We start from the raw sequence: 19157 nt of genomic DNA, 5'->3' as shown, positions 1-19157 counted from the left end.
CGCACATCACAGTCCACTTTTTCTTTGTGCTAAAGGAGTTCCGACTTGGCCGCTTACCTTATCCGCAGACTCCTCCGAACGCTTCTGGTGATGATCGGCATCAGCGTGGTGGTGTTCGCCTTCGTGCGCTCGATTCCCGGCGATCCGGCAGTGGCCATGCTGGGCGAGCGGGCCACCCCCGAAGCCTCAGCCCGGTTGCGCGAGCAGCTTGGCCTCAATCAGCCTTGGTTCATCAATTACAAAGACCCTGCCCACCTGTTTGACGCGCAGTATCCCAAATATGTGGGGGCACTCCTGCGCGGCGACCTCGGCAACGGCATCAAGAGCCAGATTCCAGTGGCCAGCGAGCTGAAGGTGCGCTTTCCGGCCACCGCCGAACTGGCCATCGGCGCAATTCTCTTCGCGCTGCTGATCGGGCTGCCAGCCGGCATCGTCGCCGCGCTGAGACGCAACACGCCCTGGGACAACCTCGCCACCACCGTCAGCTTGGTGGGGGTGAGCATGCCGGTGTTTTGGCTGGGGCTGCTGCTGTCGTGGTTTTTCGCGGTGGTGCTGGGCTGGCTGCCGCCGAGTGCGCGGCTAAGTATCGGCTACAGTATCGTGCCGATCACCGGCCTAGATGTCTTAGACGGCCTGCTGCGCGGTCAATTTGCCGCCGCTTGGGACGCCTTTACCCACCTGATCTTGCCGTCCATCGCGCTGGGCACCATTCCGATGGCGATCACCGCCCGCATCACCCGCAACTCGCTCTTGGAAGTGCTGGGCCAAGACTACGTGCGGACTGCGCGTGCCAAGGGTCTGCCTCCGCGCAGCGTGACGCTCAAGCACGCGCTGCGCAACGCGCTGCTGCCGGTGGTCACGGTGGTGGGCCTGCAAATAGGAGCGCTGCTCGGCGGCGCAGTGCTGACCGAGACCATCTTTTCGTGGCCGGGACTGGGGTCGTGGCTTTACGACGCCATTGCGCTGCGCGATTATCCGGTGATTCAGGGCGGAGTCATCTTTGCGGCGCTGATCGTCAGTGTGGTGAATTTGCTGGTTGATCTCAGTTACGCTTTCCTCGATCCGAGGATTCAGTACGGATGAAGGCCGTCCAAGCAGAAAAAACACGTTCAGGAGAAGCACTATGACTGTTGTCGCCGCCGTTCCCAAGCGCAAGAAGCAAGAAAACATCTTGTGGCGCAGATTCAAGAAGAGTGCTCCCGGCAAAGTAGGGGCCGTGATCGTGCTGTTTTTCGTGGTCATCGCGCTGCTCGCGCCGGTCTTGCAGCCTTACGACCCTTCCACCGACATCGATTACCGCTTCCGCCTCGCGCCGCCGAGCATTTCCGCGCTGTGGGACAATGACACCAAAGAGAAATACACCGACGCCGTCAGCGGTAAAGTTCAGTATTTTAAGCATCCGTTCGGCACGGATAATCTGGGCCGCGACATTGCCACGCGGGTGCTGCACGGCGCACGGGTCAGCCTCCAGATCGGGATTTTCGCCACGGTGCTGGCGCTGGTGACGGGCAGTTTGCTGGGCTTGCTGGCCGGATTTTACGGAGGCTGGATCGATACGGTGCTGGGCTATTTCAGCGACGTGATGCTGGCCTTTCCGAGTATTTTGCTCGCCATCGGCATTGTCAGTATCTCCAACCGCCCCGGCCTGACCACCGCCATGATCGCCGTGAGCGTGGTGCAAATTCCCATTTACTTGCGCCTGGCCCGCAGTGTGGTGCTGAGCGTGCGCGAGCGCGAGTTCGTGCAGGCCGCCAGCGCTCTGGGCGCGGGGCAGGGCCGCACCATCTTCAAGCACGTGCTGCCCAATAGCCTGACGCCGCTGATCGTGCAGGGAGCGCTCAGCATCGCCACGGCCACCATTGAGGCCGCCGCGCTGGGCTTTATCGGGCTGGGCGCTCAGCCGCCGACCCCCGAATGGGGCACCATGCTAGCCGATAGCCGTGAATACTACACCCAAGCGGCTTGGACGATGATCTTTCCAGGCTTGGCCATTTTGCTCACTGTGCTGGGCTTTAACTTGTTCGGCGACGGTTTGAGAGACGTGCTCGACCCGAGAAGCAACCAGTAACAGTCAGCGCAGCAGGGGCCGTTTCCTTTGGGAGGCGGCTCCTGCTGCCTACCCCCATGACACGATCCAAAAAAAGCCCGCGTCCGTAAGTGGAGACGCGGGCTTTTTTGGCTTGGTTTTAGTGGCTCAAGCTGGCGCGGGGCTCCAAAGCGTAAAAGGCGACGACGGCCACCAACGTGCCCACCCAACCGGGAGCGCTGCCCAGATCAAAGCTGAATTCGCGCCCCAGTACGGTGCTGCCGAGCCGGCCTTCGAGCTTCTCGCCGGTTTGCTGGGCCGAGATGTTCCAGCCGACAATCGGCGCACCGAGGTAGCCGCTGACCCGGTCAACGCCGCGCAGGGTCAGGCTTTCTTTGCCCACGTTGCCGCGCAACTCGCCGTCTTGCAGCTCGATCAGTACGCTTTCGTCGCCCACCGTTCCGGCCACGCCGCGCTCGGTGATTTCGAGTTCAATGTCCTTGCCGCTGAGCTTACCGCCCGCACGGCCCACAATCTTATCGCCGTCGATGGCGCAGCGGATGGTGTATCCATCCGCGCCGCCGAGGCGTCCTTTGAGCAAATCGTCCATGCGGAGCAGTATAGAGGCAAGCGGGCCTGTGGGAAGCCACACCACGCTAATGTGCGGCGTTGACTTCTACTTTTCCAGTGTAGTGCTGATAATTGGCGCTGAGGGTATACGTTCCCGGATCGCCCGCGCCGCTGAGGTTGAGACTGAAATTGCCGGGTGGGCAGCGCACGGCGCTGAGTTCGGTGCCGTCGGGAGCCAAAAACCGGAAAGTGACGTTGCCGCTCTGGCCCTGGCAACTGCCGGTCAGCTCCAATTTTCCGCTGTCATAGGTGGGAAAGGTGTAGGTGCTTTTGCCCTGGGCATTGAGCAGATACAGCGGCGTGAAGGTCAAGCTGCCGGCCCGCAGCCCCACCGTGAAGTAGAGAGCGGCCAGAGCCACCGCCACCAGCAACCAGAAAACGCGCATCAGCTTACAGATTAGCGGATTTTTGACGGCGCGGCGTGAAGAAGGCTAGAGCGTGTCGGGGGGGGCGGCTTACGCTTCTTTCGTACGCTTTCGCTGGGCGTGTCTTGTAGACTCTGGTGATATGTCTTCTTCCATCTTCACTCCTGCCCGTCCGCTGCGCGTCGCCGTGATCGGCAGCGGCCCCAGCGGGATTTATGCCGCTGAAGCGCTCATTAAGCAAAGCCAAGTTCCCGCCGAGGTGGACGTCTTTGACCGCCTGCCCACCCCTTACGGCTTGGTGCGCTACGGCGTAGCTCCCGACCACCTCAAGATCAAGAGCGTGACCACCCTCTTTCAGAAAGTACTGAGCGATACACGGGTGCGTTTTTTGGGCAACGTCGAACTCGGTAAAGACCTCAGCGTGGACGACCTGAGGGCGCACTACGACGCCGTCATTTACACGGTGGGCGCGTCGTCAGATCGGCGGCTGAGGGTGCCGGGCGAAGACCTGACGGGCAGCCTGAGTGCCACCGAGTTCGTGGCCTGGTACAATGGCCACCCCGATGCCGCCGCCCGCACCATGCTGCTGCACGCGGCGGGCGCGGCGGTGGTGGGTGCGGGTAACGTGGCGCTGGACGTCTCGCGCATTCTGGCCAAAACTGCCGGCGAACTCCACACCTCCGACATCGCCGCCCACGCGCTGGCGGCGCTGGAGCACTCGCAGGTCAAAGATGTTTATCTGCTGGCGCGGCGCGGCCCGTTGCAGGCCAAGTTCACCACCAAGGAGCTGCGCGAATTTGGTGAGCTGGAAGGCGCGGATGTGGTGGTGCTCCCAGAAGAAATCGCCGTGAGTGACGAGGATTACGCCGCCATCACCGACAATGTGGTGCGGCGCAATGTGGACGTGTTGCGTGAGTTTGCGGCCAAGCCGCTGGCCGGTAAGCCCCGCCGGGTTCACCTGCGCTTTCTGGTGTCGCCCGCAGCACTTCTGGAGGGCGCAGCGGGCCATGTTGGCGGCATCAAGCTCGAGAAAAACCGGCTGGACGAAGAGGGCAACGCGGTGGGCACCGGCGAATTCGAAACCCTGGACGTTCAAATGGTGCTGCGGAGCGTGGGCTATCAGGGGGTGGCGCTCCCCGGCGTGCCGTTCGACGACAAGCGCGGCGTGATTCCCAACACGGCGGGCCGGGTGGAGGGGCGCAGCGGTGAATACACCTCCGGCTGGATTAAGCGCGGCCCCAGCGGCGTGATCGGCACCAACAAAGCCGACTCGGTGGAAACTGTGAACACCTTGCTCGCCGACCTCGGCACGTTGACGCCCGCTCCCGGAAGCAGCCGGGAAGCCATCGACGCTTTGCTGGCCGCCAGGGAGGTCGACGTGGTGACGCTGAGCGATCACCTGACCCTGGAAGCCCACGAACTCGCCGGAGGTCAAGCGGCGGGCCGTCCGCGCCTCAAAGTGGCCGAGCGTGGGGCCATGTTCGAAGTGATTCGCTCCGGGCGCTGAAGGTTCAACCAGCGTGGATGAACTGCTGGAACTGCTGCTGACACCGCTGGACGAGCCGCACTGCCAAGCTGTCAGGCAGTGCTGGCAAAGGCGGAGCCCCGAAGACGCGGAATACAGCAGCGAACTTGATAGGTTGGCCGCTGCTCTTCAGGATTACCCCGAAGTCTATCCTCCGGAGTGGTGGCTCAATCCGGTTTTGAGCCGTTGGTGGCTTTGCTTGCGGGTGGACTGGAAAGCTGTGGACGAGGTGGAGTGGCAAGTACAGGCCATCTCACACACGCTGGGGCTGCGCGAACCTCCCTTCGTCAGTCAGGTGGCTTATCAGCCGGGTGTTTGCGTGCCGATGGTGCTGATCGAGGCGGCAGCTTGGCTGCGTTTACGGGGCTACGAGCTGCTCGCAATTGATACGGGCGGTGACGAGTACCTTGCCTTCCCGGTACGGTTGAGCCTGCTCAGGGAGGCCTTTCAGGCAGCGCATACCCTTTCGCTCCGCGTACACCTGATTTAATGGAGCGTGTCTTTTTTGCTCCATTCATCCACCAACACTTCCCCCACCGACCTGCTGATTATCGGCGCGGGGCCGGTGGGTCTTCACGCGGCCTTTTACGCGGGGCTGCGCGGCCTCAGCGTGCGCCTTTTGGAAGCTCAGCCTGAAATCGGCGGTCAGCTCAGCGCCCTCTACCCCGACAAAGTGGTCTATGACTGGCCCGGCCTCCCGGCTATCCGCGCCGCTGAGATTGTCGCCGCACTCGCCGCCCAGCTCGCTCCCTTCAATCCTGAGTTCCGCTTCGGCGAAGTCGCTCAGCAGCTTACCCAGACTCCCCAAGGCTGGACAGTCACGACCCAAAAGGACAGCTATCCGGCCCGCGCCTTAATTGTGGCGGCGGGGCTGGGGGCGCTGCTGCCACGTGGGGTTCAGCTCAGCGGCGTGCATCCTGATGTACGAACCTTGCCGCCTGATCCGCAAACGCTGGAGGGCCAGCGGGTCTTGATCGTGGGCGGAGTGCCTCAAGCGGTGGAGGCAGCCCTGAAGCTCTCGGCCAGCGGCGCACGGGTGAGCCTGACGCACCGCCGCGCCCTGTTTCGCGGCAGTCCTGCCCAGCTCGCGCAACTCCAAAGCCTGCGGGAGAGTGGGCAACTCCATATCTACGCGCCCGCCGAACTCAGCCGCCTAGACGCGACCGGCGCGTGGCTGGACAGGGGAGACGAACCACAGCACGTCGCCGCCGCTACGGTGGTTGTCCTGAACGGACACCTGCCAGAGCTGACACCGCTGCAAAGCTGGCCGCTGGGTTGGCAGGGCGAGTACATCCCGGCGGACGCGGCTCAGCGCACGGTGTTGCCCGGCGTCTTCGTGGCGGGTGATCTCAGCTTGGCGGGCGGCGACTTCAAGCTGCTGAGCGTGGGCCTCGCTCAAGCCGCGCTGGCCGCCAACCACGCCGTGCATTTTGTGCGGCCTGACCAGAAAGCCAAACCGGGCCACAGCAGTGACCGGCGGTTGCCGTAAAAGTCCTCGACTACTCTTCGAGCTGGTACTTCATGCGGTAACGGTTTTGAGACGCTTGCTCGATCAGTTCGCTCGGCTGGCTCATCTGCGGTGTGCTGATGGCCTGCCCCACGCTGATTCGCAGCGCAATGTCTTTGTAGCTGGTGCCGGCCAGAGCGCTTTGAAGCTGCCGGGCCAGCGGCGTCAAATCTAAGCTGGCCGGTTCAGTCAACACCGCGAACTCGCTAGCTCCCCAGCGGAACACCACGTCGCGCCGCGTGCGCCCTTGCCGCAGCACCTCGGCGACCCGGCGCAGCACTTCGTCGCCCGCCGCGCGGCCATACATTTCGTTGACGCGCCGGAAGCCGCCCAGATCGATCAGTAGCAGGCCCAGTGGCCGCGCCGCCCTTTGGTTCCAGCGGTTCTCGGCGGCGCGGGTAAAAGCCAGCCGGTTACCCAGTCCGGTCAGCGGGTCGAGGGTCTTGAAGCGGCGCAGTGTCCAGAACCGCCCGCCCGCCACAAAAGCGGTGCCGAGAATAGCTGAGAGCGAAGCGGCAGTGCCGGGGAACAGCCAGTTGGCTAGAAACAGCGGCACGCTCAGGCCCACTCCCACCAGTGCCAGTCCAAAGCCCCAGATATCGCCCAGCCAGACTGCTGAGGCCGCCAGCACCGCGCAAATCAGGGCGCTGAGCCAAAACGGCACGCTCCTCAGCGGCTCACCCAACAGCGACGAGACGGCTCCCGCTTGCAAGATCACGCCCGGCACCGGATCGAGGCGTGAATCGGGAAAAGTGGTGCCGGGAACGCTGCTGGCCGTTAAGCCGATCAGCACGACCTTGCCCTGCAACTCGGAAAACGCCACATTGCCGTTGACCACATCCCGAAACGAGTAGACAGGCAGCGCCCCCGGGTTGGCAGGCAGCGAGCGCAGCAGCTGCTTACTCGTGTCGAGTGTCCGACTGGTTCCTGCCAGCCGAGCAAGCTGTGCGCTGAAGCTGGGCCAAAGCTGACCGTCCGTGCTTTGATAGGCGGTTTGAAAGCGGCTGACCGCTCCGCCTTCGATGTTGAGGCTGGCCACGCCGTACAGGGCTTTCCAAGCGCGGGCACCCTGCGGCAGTTGTGGACTGCTGGCCAGCACCACCCCGCCCTGACCCACAGCAGCCGACAAAGAAGCGTCGCCCGCCTCTGGAGCGCCGAACAAGATGTCAAACCCCACCGCTTTGGCTCCGGCTTGGCGCAGGGTGCCGAGGGCGCGGGCGTAGAGGTCGCGGTTCCAATCACTCAGCCGGCCGTAATCGCGCAGCGAGGCGTCGTCGATGCCCACCACCACCACTCTGGGGTCGGGGGGACGGGTGAACGTGCGGTCAAGGACGCTCCACAGCCGCACATTTTCTGGAAGGCCCATCAGCAGCCCCACGGCGAGGAGCGCGGCCAGTGGCGCAAGAACAGCGCGGCGCTCAGGGCGCGGCATAACCCACACCGCCCTCGCCCGCAGCGCCGGCACTGAATTCGACCCGGCGAAGATTGCCAGCAGCGTCGCGGGCCTGAAGCGTCACTGCTGCGCTGGGTGTCGGCAGCGGCAGCGTCCAATCAAAGTCGGCTTGCTGCGGCAGGCGCAGGATGCGGGTGTAGCTGCGCCCACCGACTTGTACGCTCAGCACAACCGTGCTGGACACATCCTGAATCTGGCCGCTCAAGCGGATCACCCGTCCCGCCCGGCTCGCCTTGACACCGAGCAGCAGGGGTGGGGTACGGTCAATCAGCAGGGCGCGGCTAATCGTTTTTTGGCGGCCGCCGCGCTCTGCGCGGATGGTCACCTCGTAGCGGCCTTCGGGCAAGCGGCCTTGCAATCCACCGCTGCTTTGCAGCCCCTCGCCGCTAGCTTGCAGCTTAAAATTGCCCTCGGCGTCGCCAAACATGGGAATATCGCGCCCCGCCACCTGTACACTCAGGCGAGTCTCCGGCTGGCTGCGAACGATGAGCGCCAAATCCGGCAAGCTCGGTGCCAAGCTCACGTCGAGTTGAATCGGCCCTGAGCGCTGAGCGTCGAGTGCGAGGTTGGCGGCGTCCGCCGCGTCGGTGACCAGCGGCTGCACTTCTCCGGCAGCGGTGCGCTCTTGGCCGCTGAGCATCAACAAGCCCGCGCTGCTGGGCAGCTCGACTTGGCCGTCAAAGACTTTCACGAGGCCGCTGTCATCTACCCGGAAGACCGTGCCGCGCACCGCTGTGGTAATGGTCGGGGTGGTGATTTCGTAGCCGCCCTGCCGCTTGGCCACCACGTTCCAGGCGCTGCCGCGCAGCAGTTTCAGCACCACTTGGCGCTTGGCCCGGCCCGTACGGTCAAGCACCTGGTCAATGCTGAGTACGCTCAGAGCACTTTGGGGCTGAAGGCGCAGATAGCCGCCGCCGGTAAAGCCGATTTCGGCCCACGCCGAAGCGCCCGTCAGCAGTTGCTGGCCGACGTTGAGCTTTTCACCGATCTTGACTGGGCGGCTAACTGGCGCGGCGCTGGCGTTGAGAGCGGGCGTGTCTTGAATGCTGACCGGCCCGGTGGCGGCTTCAATGACCGCTTCGCCTTCGCCGCTGAACTGCGAGCGGTACCAAGCGTCGCGCTCAGCAAAAGCCGTGATCTTCTGCGTGCCGAAATCGTACTGCTGGCCGGCCCCGAGGGTATAGAGCTTGCTGCCCACCGAGATGCGGGCCTTGCCAGCGATCACCGCCACCCGGCGGGTCGGTGCCGTTACGTCCACGCGCACTTGGCCGGCTGCCGAGAGGTGAGCTTTTTGACTGAAGAAGCTGACTTGGCCGGTCAAATAAAACTTCCCCGTTTGGAAGTCCGGTTCATTCTGGTAAATCCGCAGCGCCGATCCGCTTGACGCCAAGACTTGCCCACCCGCGCTTTGCAACTGTGCCCGCCCCGCCCCGATTCGCAGCGCCTGTCTGACAGGTTGGTCGGTTACGGCAGCCTGCCAGGTGCTGCCAAGGCTCTCGACACTGCCGTTGACCCGTTGCAGCGTCGGCGGCGCTCCCGTTGCAGCGCTGGCTGTCTCGGAAAGCAGAAGAATCAAATCAAAAAGAAGAAAAATTAACAAACGCACATGCACAGTTTAGCGGCCTCCGCGTTCCGGCGCTGACTTTGCGCGGTGGGGTAAGCGCCGACGATGAAGGAGAAGTAGACAGGTGATGCAGACGGGTAGGCTACCTGAACGCCTCGTTTGGCTCAACATTAAAATCCTGTGGGCACAGAGAGTTCCCAACTTTATGCTTTGGGGGGAGGAGGTACGGCCGAATGCGCTGGTGGTGTTCGTTTCAGGCTGGAGAAGATGGCCGCTGGTTGGGCTCATTTTGCCGCTGACTGAAGTCGGGGTGGGTATTCCCACGCGGCCATGTCATACTTTACGCCGTGCTGCTCGCTTTAGAAGATGTTCAAAAAGATTACGGCGCTCAGCCGGTGCTGCTGGGTGTCAGTTTGCAGATCAATCCCGGTGACCGCATCGGCCTAGTGGGCCGCAACGGTGCAGGCAAAAGCACGTTGCTGCGGCTGCTGCTCGGCGCAGAAAAAGCCGACGCTGGAACCATTCGGATTTTCCCCGGTGTGCGGGTCGGCAACTTGACCCAAGACCCCAGCTTCCCGCCGGAGAGCACCGTGTCGAGCGTGATGGAAGCGGCGTTTCACGAACTCGACGCCCTCGAAGCCGAGTTGGAAGAAGCCGCCGCCGCGATGCACCTCGGCACGCCCGAGAGCATTCAGCATCACGCCGAGCTGCTCGAACACTACGCCCGGCGGGGCGGCTTCGAGCGCCGCTCGCGCAAAGACGCCGTGACGCTGGCTTTCGGCTTCCGGGGCCGCGAAAACGACGCCACGTCCAAGCTCTCCGGCGGCGAGCGCACCCGGCTGGGCTTGGCCGCGCTGCTGGTCGAAAATCCCGATGTCTTGCTGCTCGACGAGCCGACCAACCACCTCGACATCGTGATGGTGGAGTGGCTGGAGGCGTTTTTGTCGCGTTATCCGGGCGCGGTGCTGGTCATCAGCCACGACCGGGCGTTTCTCGACGCCGCCACCAACGAAACCGCCCACCTGTGGCGCGGTGAAGTCAAAGTCTATCCGGCGGGCTACAGCGCCTTCCGCACCCTTCTCGACGAAGAACTCATGCGTCAGCAGGCCCGCGCCGAGCAGGACGCCAAAAAGGTGGCCACCCTCGCCGCGTCGGCGGCCCGCATGAAAATCTGGGGGCTGGGCATGTCCAAGCTGGCCCGCCGCGCCAGCAGCATGGAAACCCGCTTGGAGCGCCTCAAGAAGTCGGCGGCCAGCGCTCCGCCCAGAGCCGAGCGCACCGCCCGCATCCTCTTTCACGCTCCGCCCAGCGGCGACATCATCCTCGACGCCCGCCACCTCACCAAGCGTCTGGCCGGGCGAACCCTCTTTGAAAATGTTCAGGTGCAAATTCGCCAGGGTGAGCGGGTGGCGCTGGTTGGGCGTAACGGCGCGGGCAAAACCACGTTCTTCCGGGTGCTGCTCGGCCTGATGCCCAGCGACGATCCAAGAGGTGAGAGCCGCACCGGAGCGCGGGTCACGGTAGGCTACTACGATCAGCAGCTCAGGGGCGTGGACGAAAGCAGCACCCTTTACCATGAGGCCCGCGAATACGTCGAAAAAGACGCCGAGGCTCACGATTTGCTGGGCACGTACATGTTTCCGTATCTGAGCCACGACAAATCGGTCAAGGTGCTGTCGGGCGGCGAGCGGGCGCGGCTGGCGCTGCTCAAGTTGGCCCAGGAAGACCATAACTTTTTGGTGCTCGACGAGCCGACCAACCACCTCGATATGGAGATGCTCGAAAGTCTGGAGGGAGCGCTCGACGATTTCGGCGGCACCCTGCTGATGGTCAGCCACGATAGACGCCTCATCGAGCATCTGGCCGACCGCATCTGGCTTCTCGAAGACGGCCAGTTTTACGAGTACCCCGGCGGCTGGCAGTATTACCGCGAAAAGCACCGCCCCGCCGAAAAGGAAGCGGAAGCCAAAGCCGCGCCCGTGAGGCAAAATCCGGCCAACCCCAAAGGCAAGGGCCTGTGGCACCTCAAACGTGAAGTGGAGCGCTTGGAAGTGGAAGTCGCCCAGTTGGAAGCTCAACTTGACGAGGCCCAAAACGCGCTGGCCCACGCCGCTCCCACTGCCGACTTTGCCGCGCTGGGACAGCAGGCCGCTGAGTTGGAAGAGCGGCTCCTGACCCGCATGGAGGAGTGGGAAAAAGCGCAGGTGGAAGTCGAAGCGCGGAGCTAATTCAGCTTGCCGCTCCGCCCTTTTTGCCGATGTGCCGCTCAGTGCCCTCTTGCAGCCGCTTGATGTTTTCACGGTGCTGCCAGACGGCCAAAACACACAGCAGCAACAGCAAAATTACCTCCCACCACGGGCGGCCCAGAGCGAAAGCAGTGGTGACGGCCACTGCGCCGCCGATCATGCTGCCTGCCGAGACGTAGCGGGTGATGGCCACCGTAAAAACGCCCAGAATAACGACGCACAGTCCGACCAACGGGTCGATCGCCACGATGGTGCCGAAGCTGGTGGCCACGCCCTTGCCGCCCCTAAAGCCCAGGAAGGGGCTGTAGTTGTGGCCCAGAATAGACAGAGCGCCGCACATCGCCGCCCATTCGGGCAGCAGACCCAGCCAGCGGGCCAGCCAGACGGCAGCCGCACCCTTGAAAACGTCGAAAAGCGCCACCGCCAACCCCGGCCCCCAGCCGAGGGTGCGCTGCACATTGGTGGCTCCAGCGTTGCCGGAACCGACCGTGCGGATGTCGATGCCGCGTGAACGCGCAATCCAGGCGGCAGCGGGCAAGGCTCCCAGCAAATAAGCGAAGACCAGGGCGAGTAAAGTGTTCAAGATCACGCCTGCAATTGTACCCGCCCGCACACGGCTGGGGGCTTGATGGGCTTTTGGGGTCTACAAGCGTTGCCTTCGCCCCAGCAGCAGGCGTATACTGCTTGCCGAACAACAATTCTTTTCCTAGCGTTCTTCTGCTCCGCTGAAGTGCCGCGCTGCTTTCATTCTCAGAGCGTAGAAAGAGACAAACAAATTGGAAGCGGTTCATCCGCCCCCGAGGAGATTTATGAAAAAAGTGTTTAAGTCGGCCCTGACCATCGTTTCTCTGTCCCTGCTGAGCAGCGCTTCTGCGGCCAGCCTCACCGTCTGGACGCACTTTGGCGACAGCGAACTGACCTGGCTCAAAGCCCAAGCCGCCGCGTACACCAAGACCAGTGGCAACGCGGTGCAAATCGTCAGCGTGCCGTTTGACCAACTGCCTGACAAGATGATTCAGAGTGCTCCCAAGGGCCAAGGCCCAGACCTGGTGGTGACGTTGCCGCAAGACCGCCTCGGCCAACTCGCCGCCGCCGGCGTGATCGAGCCGATGGACAAGTATGTCACCTCCAAGAGTGACCTCGACAAAACGGCCGTGAGCGCCATGACCTACCAGGGCAAACTCTTCGGCTTGCCGATGTTCGCCGAGTCCGTCGCGGTGGTCTACAACAAAAAAATCCTCCCCAACGGCGTACCCACCACCTGGGACGGCTTTATCAAAGCAGCGCAGGCCAATACCGGCAGCGGCAAGTTCGGTTTCCTGGTTGACCTTTCCAACGCCTATATGAACTACGGCATCTTCAGCGCTTACGGCGGTTACGTCTTCAAAACCACTGGCGGCACCGTCAACGTCAAGGACGTGGGCTTGTCCAACGCCGGTTCCGACAAAGCGGCGGCGATGCTCAACGACCTGCGCTACAAGTACAACCTGGTGCCTGAAGGCGTGGACGGCGGCGTCGCCAAAGACGCTTTCGTGCAGGGTCGCCTCGCCATGCTGCTGACCGGGCCCTGGGACATGGCCGACATCAAGAAAGCCAACATCGATTACGGCATCGCTGCGCTGCCCACGCCCACCGGAGCCACCGGCAAGTGGTCGCCGTTTGTCGGCGTGCAGGGCGTGATGATGAACGCTTACGGCAAAAACAAAGTGGCGGCGGCGCAGTTTGCCAAAGCGCTGGTGAGTGGTGACGCTCAGGTGGCCTTCAACAAAGCTGGTGGCCGCATTCCAGTGAGCTTGTCGGCCCGTGTCAAGCTCAAGAGTGACCCCGTGGTGGCGGGTTTCGGCAAGTCCATCAGCGCCGGAACCCCGATGCCCAACGTGCCGCAAATGAGCGCGGTGTGGGGGCCTTGGAGCAACGCCGTGGCCCAGAGCGTGCAAAAAGCCAACCCGAACTACACCAGCATCTTGGACGGTGCCGTCAAAGAGATCAACGGCAACATCAAGTAAACCGAGCTGTCAGAAAGCGCCCCACTGAGAAGGTGGGGCGCTTCTTTTTGGTTTGTGCAGCCAGCGGCGTTCGGAAGGTGAATAAACATAAAGCCTATCAAGGCAGAGCAGTACACGCTCTCCTTGCTCCTACTTCAACACCGGATACAAATCCACCGGCACGCCGGGGCGGATGTCGTCGCGGGCAGCCAGGCCCACCACCGCGCTCGCACCGCTCTGAGCGCCGAGTTTGCCCAGCACGTCAAGGCGTTCGCTGTCACTCAGGCCCAGATCGTTGATGTATTCCAGCGGCACGCCTTTGGAGGTCAGATCAAAGACCGTGTCGCGGATCAAATCGGTGAGCTGCGAGCTGAGGTTGTCGGTGCCGCGCTGCAAGTTGATGCTGACTTGGCGGATAACCTGTCCGCGCCGAAACAGCACGGTTTGGGGCTTGGCATCACAGTTGAGGTCGACCGGAAAGCCGGTGGCGACGTTGACGGCGGCGCGGCACTGCACGAAGGTGTTGGTATTCAGACCGCGCAGTTTGGTGTCGAGTTGGGCGCGGGCATCCGGCGAAAGCCGCGCGGCGGGCATGCCGCGAGCGCCCTGTTTCTGGGCAGCGGTGGCGGCAGCTTTCAAAAAGTCCGGCACGTTGCGGACGCTGGCCACCACGCCGGCATACACGAGGTCGTTGCGGCTGTAAATAAGATCGGTGTTGCGGTTGGCGCTGAGTTCGCTGTTGGTGCGTGAATAGTCGACTTCGAGCTTGGACAAGTTGGCTTGGGCGCTGCTGAGACTGTTTTTAAGGGTGTCGTTGGCGGCGCTCAGATTTTGGCGCTGGCTGTCTAAAGTGCCGATCATGTTTTGCAAAGTGCTCAGCTCGCGGCGGATACTGCTCAGATCTTGGGCGGCGGCGTCGCGCTGGGCTGTCAGGTTGCTGCGCTGCTTGAGCAGTTGGTCGCGCTCGGCGGCGAGGCTTTCGCGCTGGGCCTGCGCCAAATCGCGGGCCTGCAAAGCGCTGTCGCGGGCGCTGAGCGCCTGATTGAGGGTCTTGGTGGCCGCCGTGCGGGCCTGGTTGGCGAGGTCGCGCTCCGCCGCCGCTTTGTTCCGCTCCGCTGTGGCCTTGTTGCGCTCCACGTTGGCTTGGTCGCGCAAGGCATTGGCCACATTTCGCTGTGAAAGTGCCGCGTCCCTTCCGACCAAGAGGGTTTGCCGTTCTTCTCGCAACGCGCCGAGTTCGCGCGTCGCTTGATCGCGGCTTTGCTGAGCCGCTTGGAGCTGCGCCCCGACTTTGGCCCGGCTGGCCTCAAGCGTCTTGGTTTGGTCTTGCAGCGCCTGCACTTGGCCCTGAAATGCCTCCGCTTGGGCCTGGGCTGTTTTGGCGTCTTGCTGGGCTGAGGCGCTGCGCCTGTCGAGGTCGACGATCTGGGTACCGAGCAAATTCGCCCGCGCCGCTTGAGCCAGTTCGCGCTGGCGGCTGCCTTCGAGGGCTCGCTGCGAGTTGCTCAGCGCCTGACGGTTTTTGGCGGCCTGCGCTTCGAGGTCACGTTTGAGGTTTGCCAGCTCGGTCACTCGGCCCTGCAAGCCGCTGACTTCGCTTTGCAGCTTGGTGCGGGCGGCCTGAGTCGTTTTAAGCTTGTCTTCAGCGCCCGTGAGATCGGCCAGCGCCGCCGCGGTTTCCCCTTTGGACTGGCGTACGCGGGCATTGGCGGCGTCGCGCTCCTGCTCGGCCACCGTGAGGTCGGCGGTGGTGGCGCTCACGTCTTTTTTGAGCTGCTTGAGTTCCACCCGCAGTTTGTCGGCCTGAACGATGTTGTTGATCGCGCTGCGGTTAATCAGCCCAAACGCCAGCACCGAGGCCAAGCTGATGCCCATGCCCGAGGCCACTGCCACGATCAGCGCCGTGGTCTTGGGCCGCAGTCCGAAGAGGCGCAGGTGTTTGCGCCCGGCTTTGCGGGCAATGGTATCGGCGCTGTAGGCCACCAAGCCCGACAGCAGCACCACAAAAATCAGAAAGCCGAGTAGCACGCTTTTTCCTTAGTCCTTACAGCTCGAAGTCGTCGCCGAGGTAGTGGTTACGGGCGTCGATATCTTGGGCAAAGGCAGCGGGTGTGCCTTCAAATTTGACTTCGCCGTCATACATCAAATACACCCGGTCACACAGCGCAATGGTTTCGCGGACGTTGTGGTCGGTGATAAACACCCCGATGCCGCGCCGATCACGCAACTCACGGATCAAGCGCTGAATTTCACGGATGCTTTTGGGATCGACGCCAGTAAACGGCTCGTCCAGCAGTAAAAAATCGGGATCGGTGGTCAGGGCGCGGGCCAGCTCCAAGCGCCGGCGCTCCCCGCCTGACAACTGATACGCCTGCGAAGACGCCAAGTGGGTCAGGCCAAACTCTTCCAGCAAACTGTCGGCCCGCTTTTCTTGCTCCGCTTTGCTGAGGTTTTGATATTCCAAAATCGCCAGCAAATTATCGCGGGCGCTCATCTTGCGAAAAGCGCTGGGTTCCTGCGGCAAGTAGCCGATCCCGCGCCGGGCGCGTTGGTGCATCGGCAGCCGCGTAACGTCTTGACCCGACAAGGTGATACGGCCTCCGCCGGGGCGCACGAAGCCGACCATCATATAAAAAGTAGTGGTTTTGCCCGCGCCGTTGGGGCCGAACAGCGCCACGATTTCACCGCGCGTGACGCGCAAATCCACACCGCGCACGACCTGGCGGCGGCCGTAAGTTTTGCTGAGGCCTCTCGCCTCGAAATCGGTTTGTCCGTTGGCGGGAAAGTGAAGGTCAACTTGGGGAGCGGCAGCGGTCACGCGGCACAGCCTAGCACGGCCAAAATTGAGGGCGGTGAGCGCGTTCACCAAGCGCTGTGGCCTTTTGCGCCCCGGACAATGCTCTAAACTGTCTGTATGAAATTCACCATCATCGTGCTGGACTCGGTGGGCGCGGGCGAGCTGCCCGACGCGCAGGCGTTTGGCGACGTGGGATCGCACACCCTCAACCACACCCTCAAGGCCAGCGGCGTAGAGCTGCCCAACCTCGCCGCGCTGGGTTTGGGCCAAGTTCCCACCCTTGAACTCGCCACCCCCGCTCCAGCGCAGGCCAGCGGCAGCTTTGGCCGCCTTAAGGAAGTCAGCCCCGGCAAAGATACCTCCACCGGCCACTGGGAATTTATGGGTGTGCAGCTCGAACACGCTTTCCAAATCTTTCCAAACGGCTTTCCCAGCGCCGTAATGAACCAGTTCACGGCAGCCACCGGCACCGGCTACCTGTGCAACAAGCCTTACAGCGGCACCGAAGTCATCAAAGATTACGGCCCTGAGCACCTCAAAACCGGCGACCCGATTGTTTACACCTCTGGTGACAGCGTGTTTCAAATTGCCGCCCACCTCGACAAAGTGCCGATTGAAACCCTTTATGCTTGGTGTCAGGCCGCCCGCGAGATTTTGCAGGGCGAATACGCCGTGGCCCGCGTGATCGCCCGTCCCTTCCGGGGCGAATATCCTTTCGAGCGGGCCGGTGAACTGCGCCGCGACTTCTCGCTGACCCCGCCGCGCACAGTGCTGGACGCTCTCAAGGACGCCGGAAAAGACGTGATCGGCATCGGTAAAATTCCCGACATCTACGACCATCAGGGTTTTACCGAAGAGCACCACACCGACGACAACGCCGACGGCATTCGCAAAACGGTGGCCCGGATGCACCAAGATTTTGACGGCTTGGTCTTCACCAACTTGGTGGACTTCGACAGCAAATACGGCCACCGCCGCGACCCGCACGGCTACGCACAGGCGTTGGGGGCCTTTGATGACGCCCTGCCGCAACTCTTGGCCGAGGTGCCCGCAGACGGCTGCTTGCTGCTGATTTCCGATCACGGCAACGACCCGACCTGGCCCGGCACCGACCACACCCGCGAACACGGCTTGCTGCTGGCCTACCGCCCAACGGGCAAAGGCGCTGGGGTGCATCTGGGTGACCGCCAAACCTTTGCCGACATCGGCGCGACGGTGGCCGAGGCCCTGAACGTCAAGTGGGACGGCCCCGGCGAGAGCTTCTGGAACCTGATTCAGTGATTCAGGCCGCGCCCCTCGCTGAGCGTCCCCGCTGGCTGGGCAGCGAGTCGCTGCGCTTGACACTCACTTTGGGTGGGCGCTTTGCTGGAGAGCAAATCTGGCAAACTCAGCTGGAGAAGTTCGGCGCTCAGGGCCTCGGCTACCAAACGCGGGTACAAACCGATTTCGGTGGGGTGTTGCCGGTCATCCGAAAGGTGCAGGTGTCTCGCTACTGGCCGGACTTTTCCAGTTTGAGCTACAGCGAGAGCGACGGGCGCAACAAACCGCATTTCGAGACGTTTTTTGACGCGGAGGCGGCGCTGATCACCCTGCGCCAAAACCGTGAGGAAGCCACCGCGCCGCTGCTCACCGCCCATTACGATCCGGTCAGTCTGGTGATGGCTCTGCGGAGTCCTGACGCGCCCGAGCACCTTTGGCGGGCAGCCCTGACCGGCGGCGCGGTGCATATCCAGCCGCTGCCGGTGACGGAGGTGGCGGGTCAGGCCGCCCGCACCTATTATCTGCGCCCCGGCGGCGCGTACGTGGCGAGCGAGTTGGCCGCCCCGCACCGCCTCCTGCGCTTGGTGCAGCCCACCGATTTCGGGAGCGTGGACGCCAGTTTGGTGGTCGAGGCACGCCGTAAAGAAGAGGGGAGGAGCGAGAAAAGCGACAAGCCGAGGCGGCGTCGGAGTTGACCGGACTTAAGGAAGCCGCGCTACCCTCCCCGTCAGACACAGACGTTAAACTAAGCGCCTGATGCATCAATCCTGCGTTGAACAGCTTATTCTTGCCAAACCCCGAGGCTTTTGCGCGGGCGTGGTGATGGCCATCGGAGCCGTCGAAAAGGCCGCCCGAACCGAAACCAAGCCGCTGACGGTTTACCACAGCATCGTCCATAACCACACCGTCGTCTCGCGGCTCGAAGAGGGCCACGGCGTTCACTTTGTAGAAGAGCTGGACAGCTTAGAGATGTTGCCAGCAGGCAGCGAAACGTTGGTGTTTTCGGCACACGGCGTCTCGCCGCAAGTCCGGCAGCGTGCCCGCGAGCTGGGTCTCTCGACCATTGACGCCACCTGTCCGCTGGTCACCAAAGTGCATACCGAAGCCAAAAAATATGCCCGCGAGGGCTACACCATCCTCTTGATCGGCGACAGTGCCCGCCACCAAGAAGTCATCGGCACGTTGGGCGAAGCGCCGCAGCAAACCATCATCGTCGGCGTTCTGGGCAAGACCGGCGAGGGTCTCAGCGATCCTCACACCGTTGAGGTGCCTGACCCTGAAAAGCTGGTGGTGCTGACCCAAACGACCCTCAGCGTAGACGACACCCGCCGCACGGTGGACATTCTCAAGGCCCGTTTTCCAGCGCTCCTCATTCCGCCCAGCGAGGATTTATGCTATGCCACCAAAAACCGCCAAGACGAGATCAAGCGGATTGCCCCGAAAGTAGACGCCTTTTTGGTATTGACCAGCACCCACAGCAGCAACGGAATGCGCCTCTTGGAGTTGGCGGCGGAGCTGTGCCCGCGCACGTACCGCTTGGAGACGGCTGACGATGTGCGGGACCTGGAGTTGAGTGGCGTGCGTTCGGTGGGCATCAGCAGCGCCGCCAGCACGCCCGACGACTTGGTGCAGGCTGTGGTGGAGTACTTCCGAGTTCTCAATCCCGCACTGCAAGTGACTGAACAAGGCGAGTGGGAAAACATCACCTTCCGCGAACCCAAGAAGGTAGGGCCACTGGGAGAAATCAGCAAGCAAACGGCGCTGAAGGTATAAGCGTTGGTCGAATCTCTAAAACAGAT

General features: G+C 62.7%; 17 protein-coding genes. 10 read left to right on the top strand and 7 right to left on the bottom strand.

The window, feature by feature from the left end:
• Window positions 1-45 precede the first annotated feature (45 nt).
• Window positions 46-1083 carry an ABC transporter permease gene (locus EHF33_RS02970; protein ID WP_124867747.1) on the top strand — a complete coding sequence of 346 codons (1038 nt, stop codon included), beginning with the start codon at window positions 46-48 and terminating at the stop codon, window positions 1081-1083.
• Between the two features lie 40 nt (window positions 1084-1123).
• Window positions 1124-2068, top strand: a complete 945-nt coding sequence (locus EHF33_RS02965; RefSeq protein ID WP_124867745.1) for an ABC transporter permease — start codon at window positions 1124-1126, stop codon at window positions 2066-2068.
• A gap of 118 nt (window positions 2069-2186) precedes the next feature.
• Here the strand turns inward: EHF33_RS02965 and EHF33_RS02960 are convergent, their stop codons facing one another.
• Complete coding sequence (locus EHF33_RS02960; RefSeq protein ID WP_124867743.1) at window positions 2187-2636, bottom strand: hypothetical protein; 450 nt, start codon at window positions 2634-2636, stop codon at window positions 2187-2189.
• Between the two features lie 46 nt (window positions 2637-2682).
• Window positions 2683-3042: a hypothetical protein gene (locus tag EHF33_RS02955; RefSeq protein ID WP_124867741.1), complete on the bottom strand. Its 360-nt coding sequence runs from the start codon at window positions 3040-3042 to the stop codon at window positions 2683-2685.
• A 121-nt stretch (window positions 3043-3163) separates the two neighbouring features.
• On the opposite strand from EHF33_RS02955, the gene EHF33_RS02950 reads away from it, so the two are divergent.
• From EHF33_RS02950 to EHF33_RS02940, 3 genes are read left to right on the top strand one after another with little or no spacing between them, the layout of a single operon-like run.
• Entirely contained in the window at window positions 3164-4528 is a 1365-nt protein-coding gene (locus EHF33_RS02950; protein ID WP_124867739.1) for an FAD-dependent oxidoreductase, read from the top strand.
• 13 nt (window positions 4529-4541) lie between these two features.
• Entirely contained in the window at window positions 4542-5036 is a 495-nt protein-coding gene (locus EHF33_RS02945) for a DUF6630 family protein (protein ID WP_124867737.1), read from the top strand.
• 6 nt (window positions 5037-5042) lie between these two features.
• Window positions 5043-6035 carry an NAD(P)/FAD-dependent oxidoreductase gene (locus tag EHF33_RS02940; RefSeq protein WP_241191227.1) on the top strand — a complete coding sequence of 331 codons (993 nt, stop codon included), beginning with the start codon at window positions 5043-5045 and terminating at the stop codon, window positions 6033-6035.
• A 10-nt stretch (window positions 6036-6045) separates the two neighbouring features.
• On the opposite strand, the gene EHF33_RS02935 is transcribed toward EHF33_RS02940, so the two are convergent.
• Both EHF33_RS02935 and EHF33_RS02930 read right to left on the bottom strand, forming a co-directional pair.
• Window positions 6046-7485 carry a CHASE2 domain-containing protein gene (locus tag EHF33_RS02935; RefSeq protein WP_124867735.1) on the bottom strand — a complete coding sequence of 480 codons (1440 nt, stop codon included), beginning with the start codon at window positions 7483-7485 and terminating at the stop codon, window positions 6046-6048.
• On the bottom strand, window positions 7472-9112 hold the full coding sequence (locus EHF33_RS02930) for a FecR family protein (RefSeq protein ID WP_164473389.1): 1641 nt from the start codon (window positions 9110-9112) through the stop codon (window positions 7472-7474). The genes EHF33_RS02935 and EHF33_RS02930 overlap by 14 nt, the downstream gene beginning before the upstream one ends.
• 305 nt (window positions 9113-9417) lie before the next feature.
• Between EHF33_RS02930 and EHF33_RS02925 the strand changes: the two genes are divergently transcribed.
• Entirely contained in the window at window positions 9418-11298 is a 1881-nt protein-coding gene (locus EHF33_RS02925) for an ABC-F family ATP-binding cassette domain-containing protein (RefSeq protein ID WP_124867731.1), read from the top strand.
• A 1-nt stretch (window position 11299) separates the two neighbouring features.
• Here the strand turns inward: EHF33_RS02925 and plsY are convergent, their stop codons facing one another.
• Window positions 11300-11905: a glycerol-3-phosphate 1-O-acyltransferase PlsY gene (plsY, locus tag EHF33_RS02920; RefSeq protein WP_124867729.1), complete on the bottom strand. Its 606-nt coding sequence runs from the start codon at window positions 11903-11905 to the stop codon at window positions 11300-11302.
• Between the two features lie 220 nt (window positions 11906-12125).
• Between plsY and EHF33_RS02915 the strand changes: the two genes are divergently transcribed.
• Window positions 12126-13322, top strand: a complete 1197-nt coding sequence (locus EHF33_RS02915; protein ID WP_124867727.1) for a sugar ABC transporter substrate-binding protein — start codon at window positions 12126-12128, stop codon at window positions 13320-13322.
• 129 nt (window positions 13323-13451) lie between these two features.
• Here the strand turns inward: EHF33_RS02915 and EHF33_RS02910 are convergent, their stop codons facing one another.
• Window positions 13452-15329 carry a DUF3084 domain-containing protein gene (locus EHF33_RS02910; protein WP_124867725.1) on the bottom strand — a complete coding sequence of 626 codons (1878 nt, stop codon included), beginning with the start codon at window positions 15327-15329 and terminating at the stop codon, window positions 13452-13454.
• A 16-nt stretch (window positions 15330-15345) separates the two neighbouring features.
• Window positions 15346-16017 carry an LPS export ABC transporter ATP-binding protein gene (gene lptB, locus EHF33_RS02905; protein WP_241191305.1) on the bottom strand — a complete coding sequence of 224 codons (672 nt, stop codon included), beginning with the start codon at window positions 16015-16017 and terminating at the stop codon, window positions 15346-15348.
• Window positions 16018-16215: 198 nt separating this feature from the next.
• On the opposite strand from lptB, the gene EHF33_RS02900 reads away from it, so the two are divergent.
• From EHF33_RS02900 to ispH, 3 genes are all read left to right on the top strand, one after another.
• Entirely contained in the window at window positions 16216-17379 is a 1164-nt protein-coding gene (locus EHF33_RS02900) for a phosphopentomutase (RefSeq protein WP_124867721.1), read from the top strand.
• On the top strand, window positions 17376-18053 hold the full coding sequence (locus EHF33_RS02895) for a hypothetical protein (protein WP_338135030.1): 678 nt from the start codon (window positions 17376-17378) through the stop codon (window positions 18051-18053). The genes EHF33_RS02900 and EHF33_RS02895 overlap by 4 nt, the downstream gene beginning before the upstream one ends.
• Window positions 18054-18114: 61 nt before the next feature.
• On the top strand, window positions 18115-19131 hold the full coding sequence (gene ispH, locus EHF33_RS02890; RefSeq protein WP_124867719.1) for a 4-hydroxy-3-methylbut-2-enyl diphosphate reductase: 1017 nt from the start codon (window positions 18115-18117) through the stop codon (window positions 19129-19131).
• The last annotated feature ends 26 nt before the right edge of the window (window positions 19132-19157 follow it).

Origin of the sequence: Deinococcus psychrotolerans (genome assembly GCF_003860465.1) — a bacterium.
Classification (GTDB): domain Bacteria; phylum Deinococcota; class Deinococci; order Deinococcales; family Deinococcaceae; genus Deinococcus; species Deinococcus psychrotolerans.
The sequence above is the reverse complement of the archived record's forward strand: the minus strand, read 5'-3'. Positions and strand labels throughout refer to the sequence as shown.

Coding starts and splice junctions, on each gene's coding strand:
- EHF33_RS02965 (WP_124867745.1), top strand. CDS start 1,124: ATGACTGTTGTCGCCGCCGTTCCCAAGCGCAAGAAGCAAGAAAACATC.
- EHF33_RS02960 (WP_124867743.1), bottom strand. CDS start 2,636: ATGGACGATTTGCTCAAAGGACGCCTCGGCGGCGCGGATGGATACACC.
- EHF33_RS02955 (WP_124867741.1), bottom strand. CDS start 3,042: ATGCGCGTTTTCTGGTTGCTGGTGGCGGTGGCTCTGGCCGCTCTCTAC.
- EHF33_RS02950 (WP_124867739.1), top strand. CDS start 3,164: ATGTCTTCTTCCATCTTCACTCCTGCCCGTCCGCTGCGCGTCGCCGTG.
- EHF33_RS02935 (WP_124867735.1), bottom strand. CDS start 7,485: ATGCCGCGCCCTGAGCGCCGCGCTGTTCTTGCGCCACTGGCCGCGCTC.
- EHF33_RS02915 (WP_124867727.1), top strand. CDS start 12,126: ATGAAAAAAGTGTTTAAGTCGGCCCTGACCATCGTTTCTCTGTCCCTG.
- EHF33_RS02900 (WP_124867721.1), top strand. CDS start 16,216: ATGAAATTCACCATCATCGTGCTGGACTCGGTGGGCGCGGGCGAGCTG.
- ispH (WP_124867719.1), top strand. CDS start 18,115: ATGCATCAATCCTGCGTTGAACAGCTTATTCTTGCCAAACCCCGAGGC.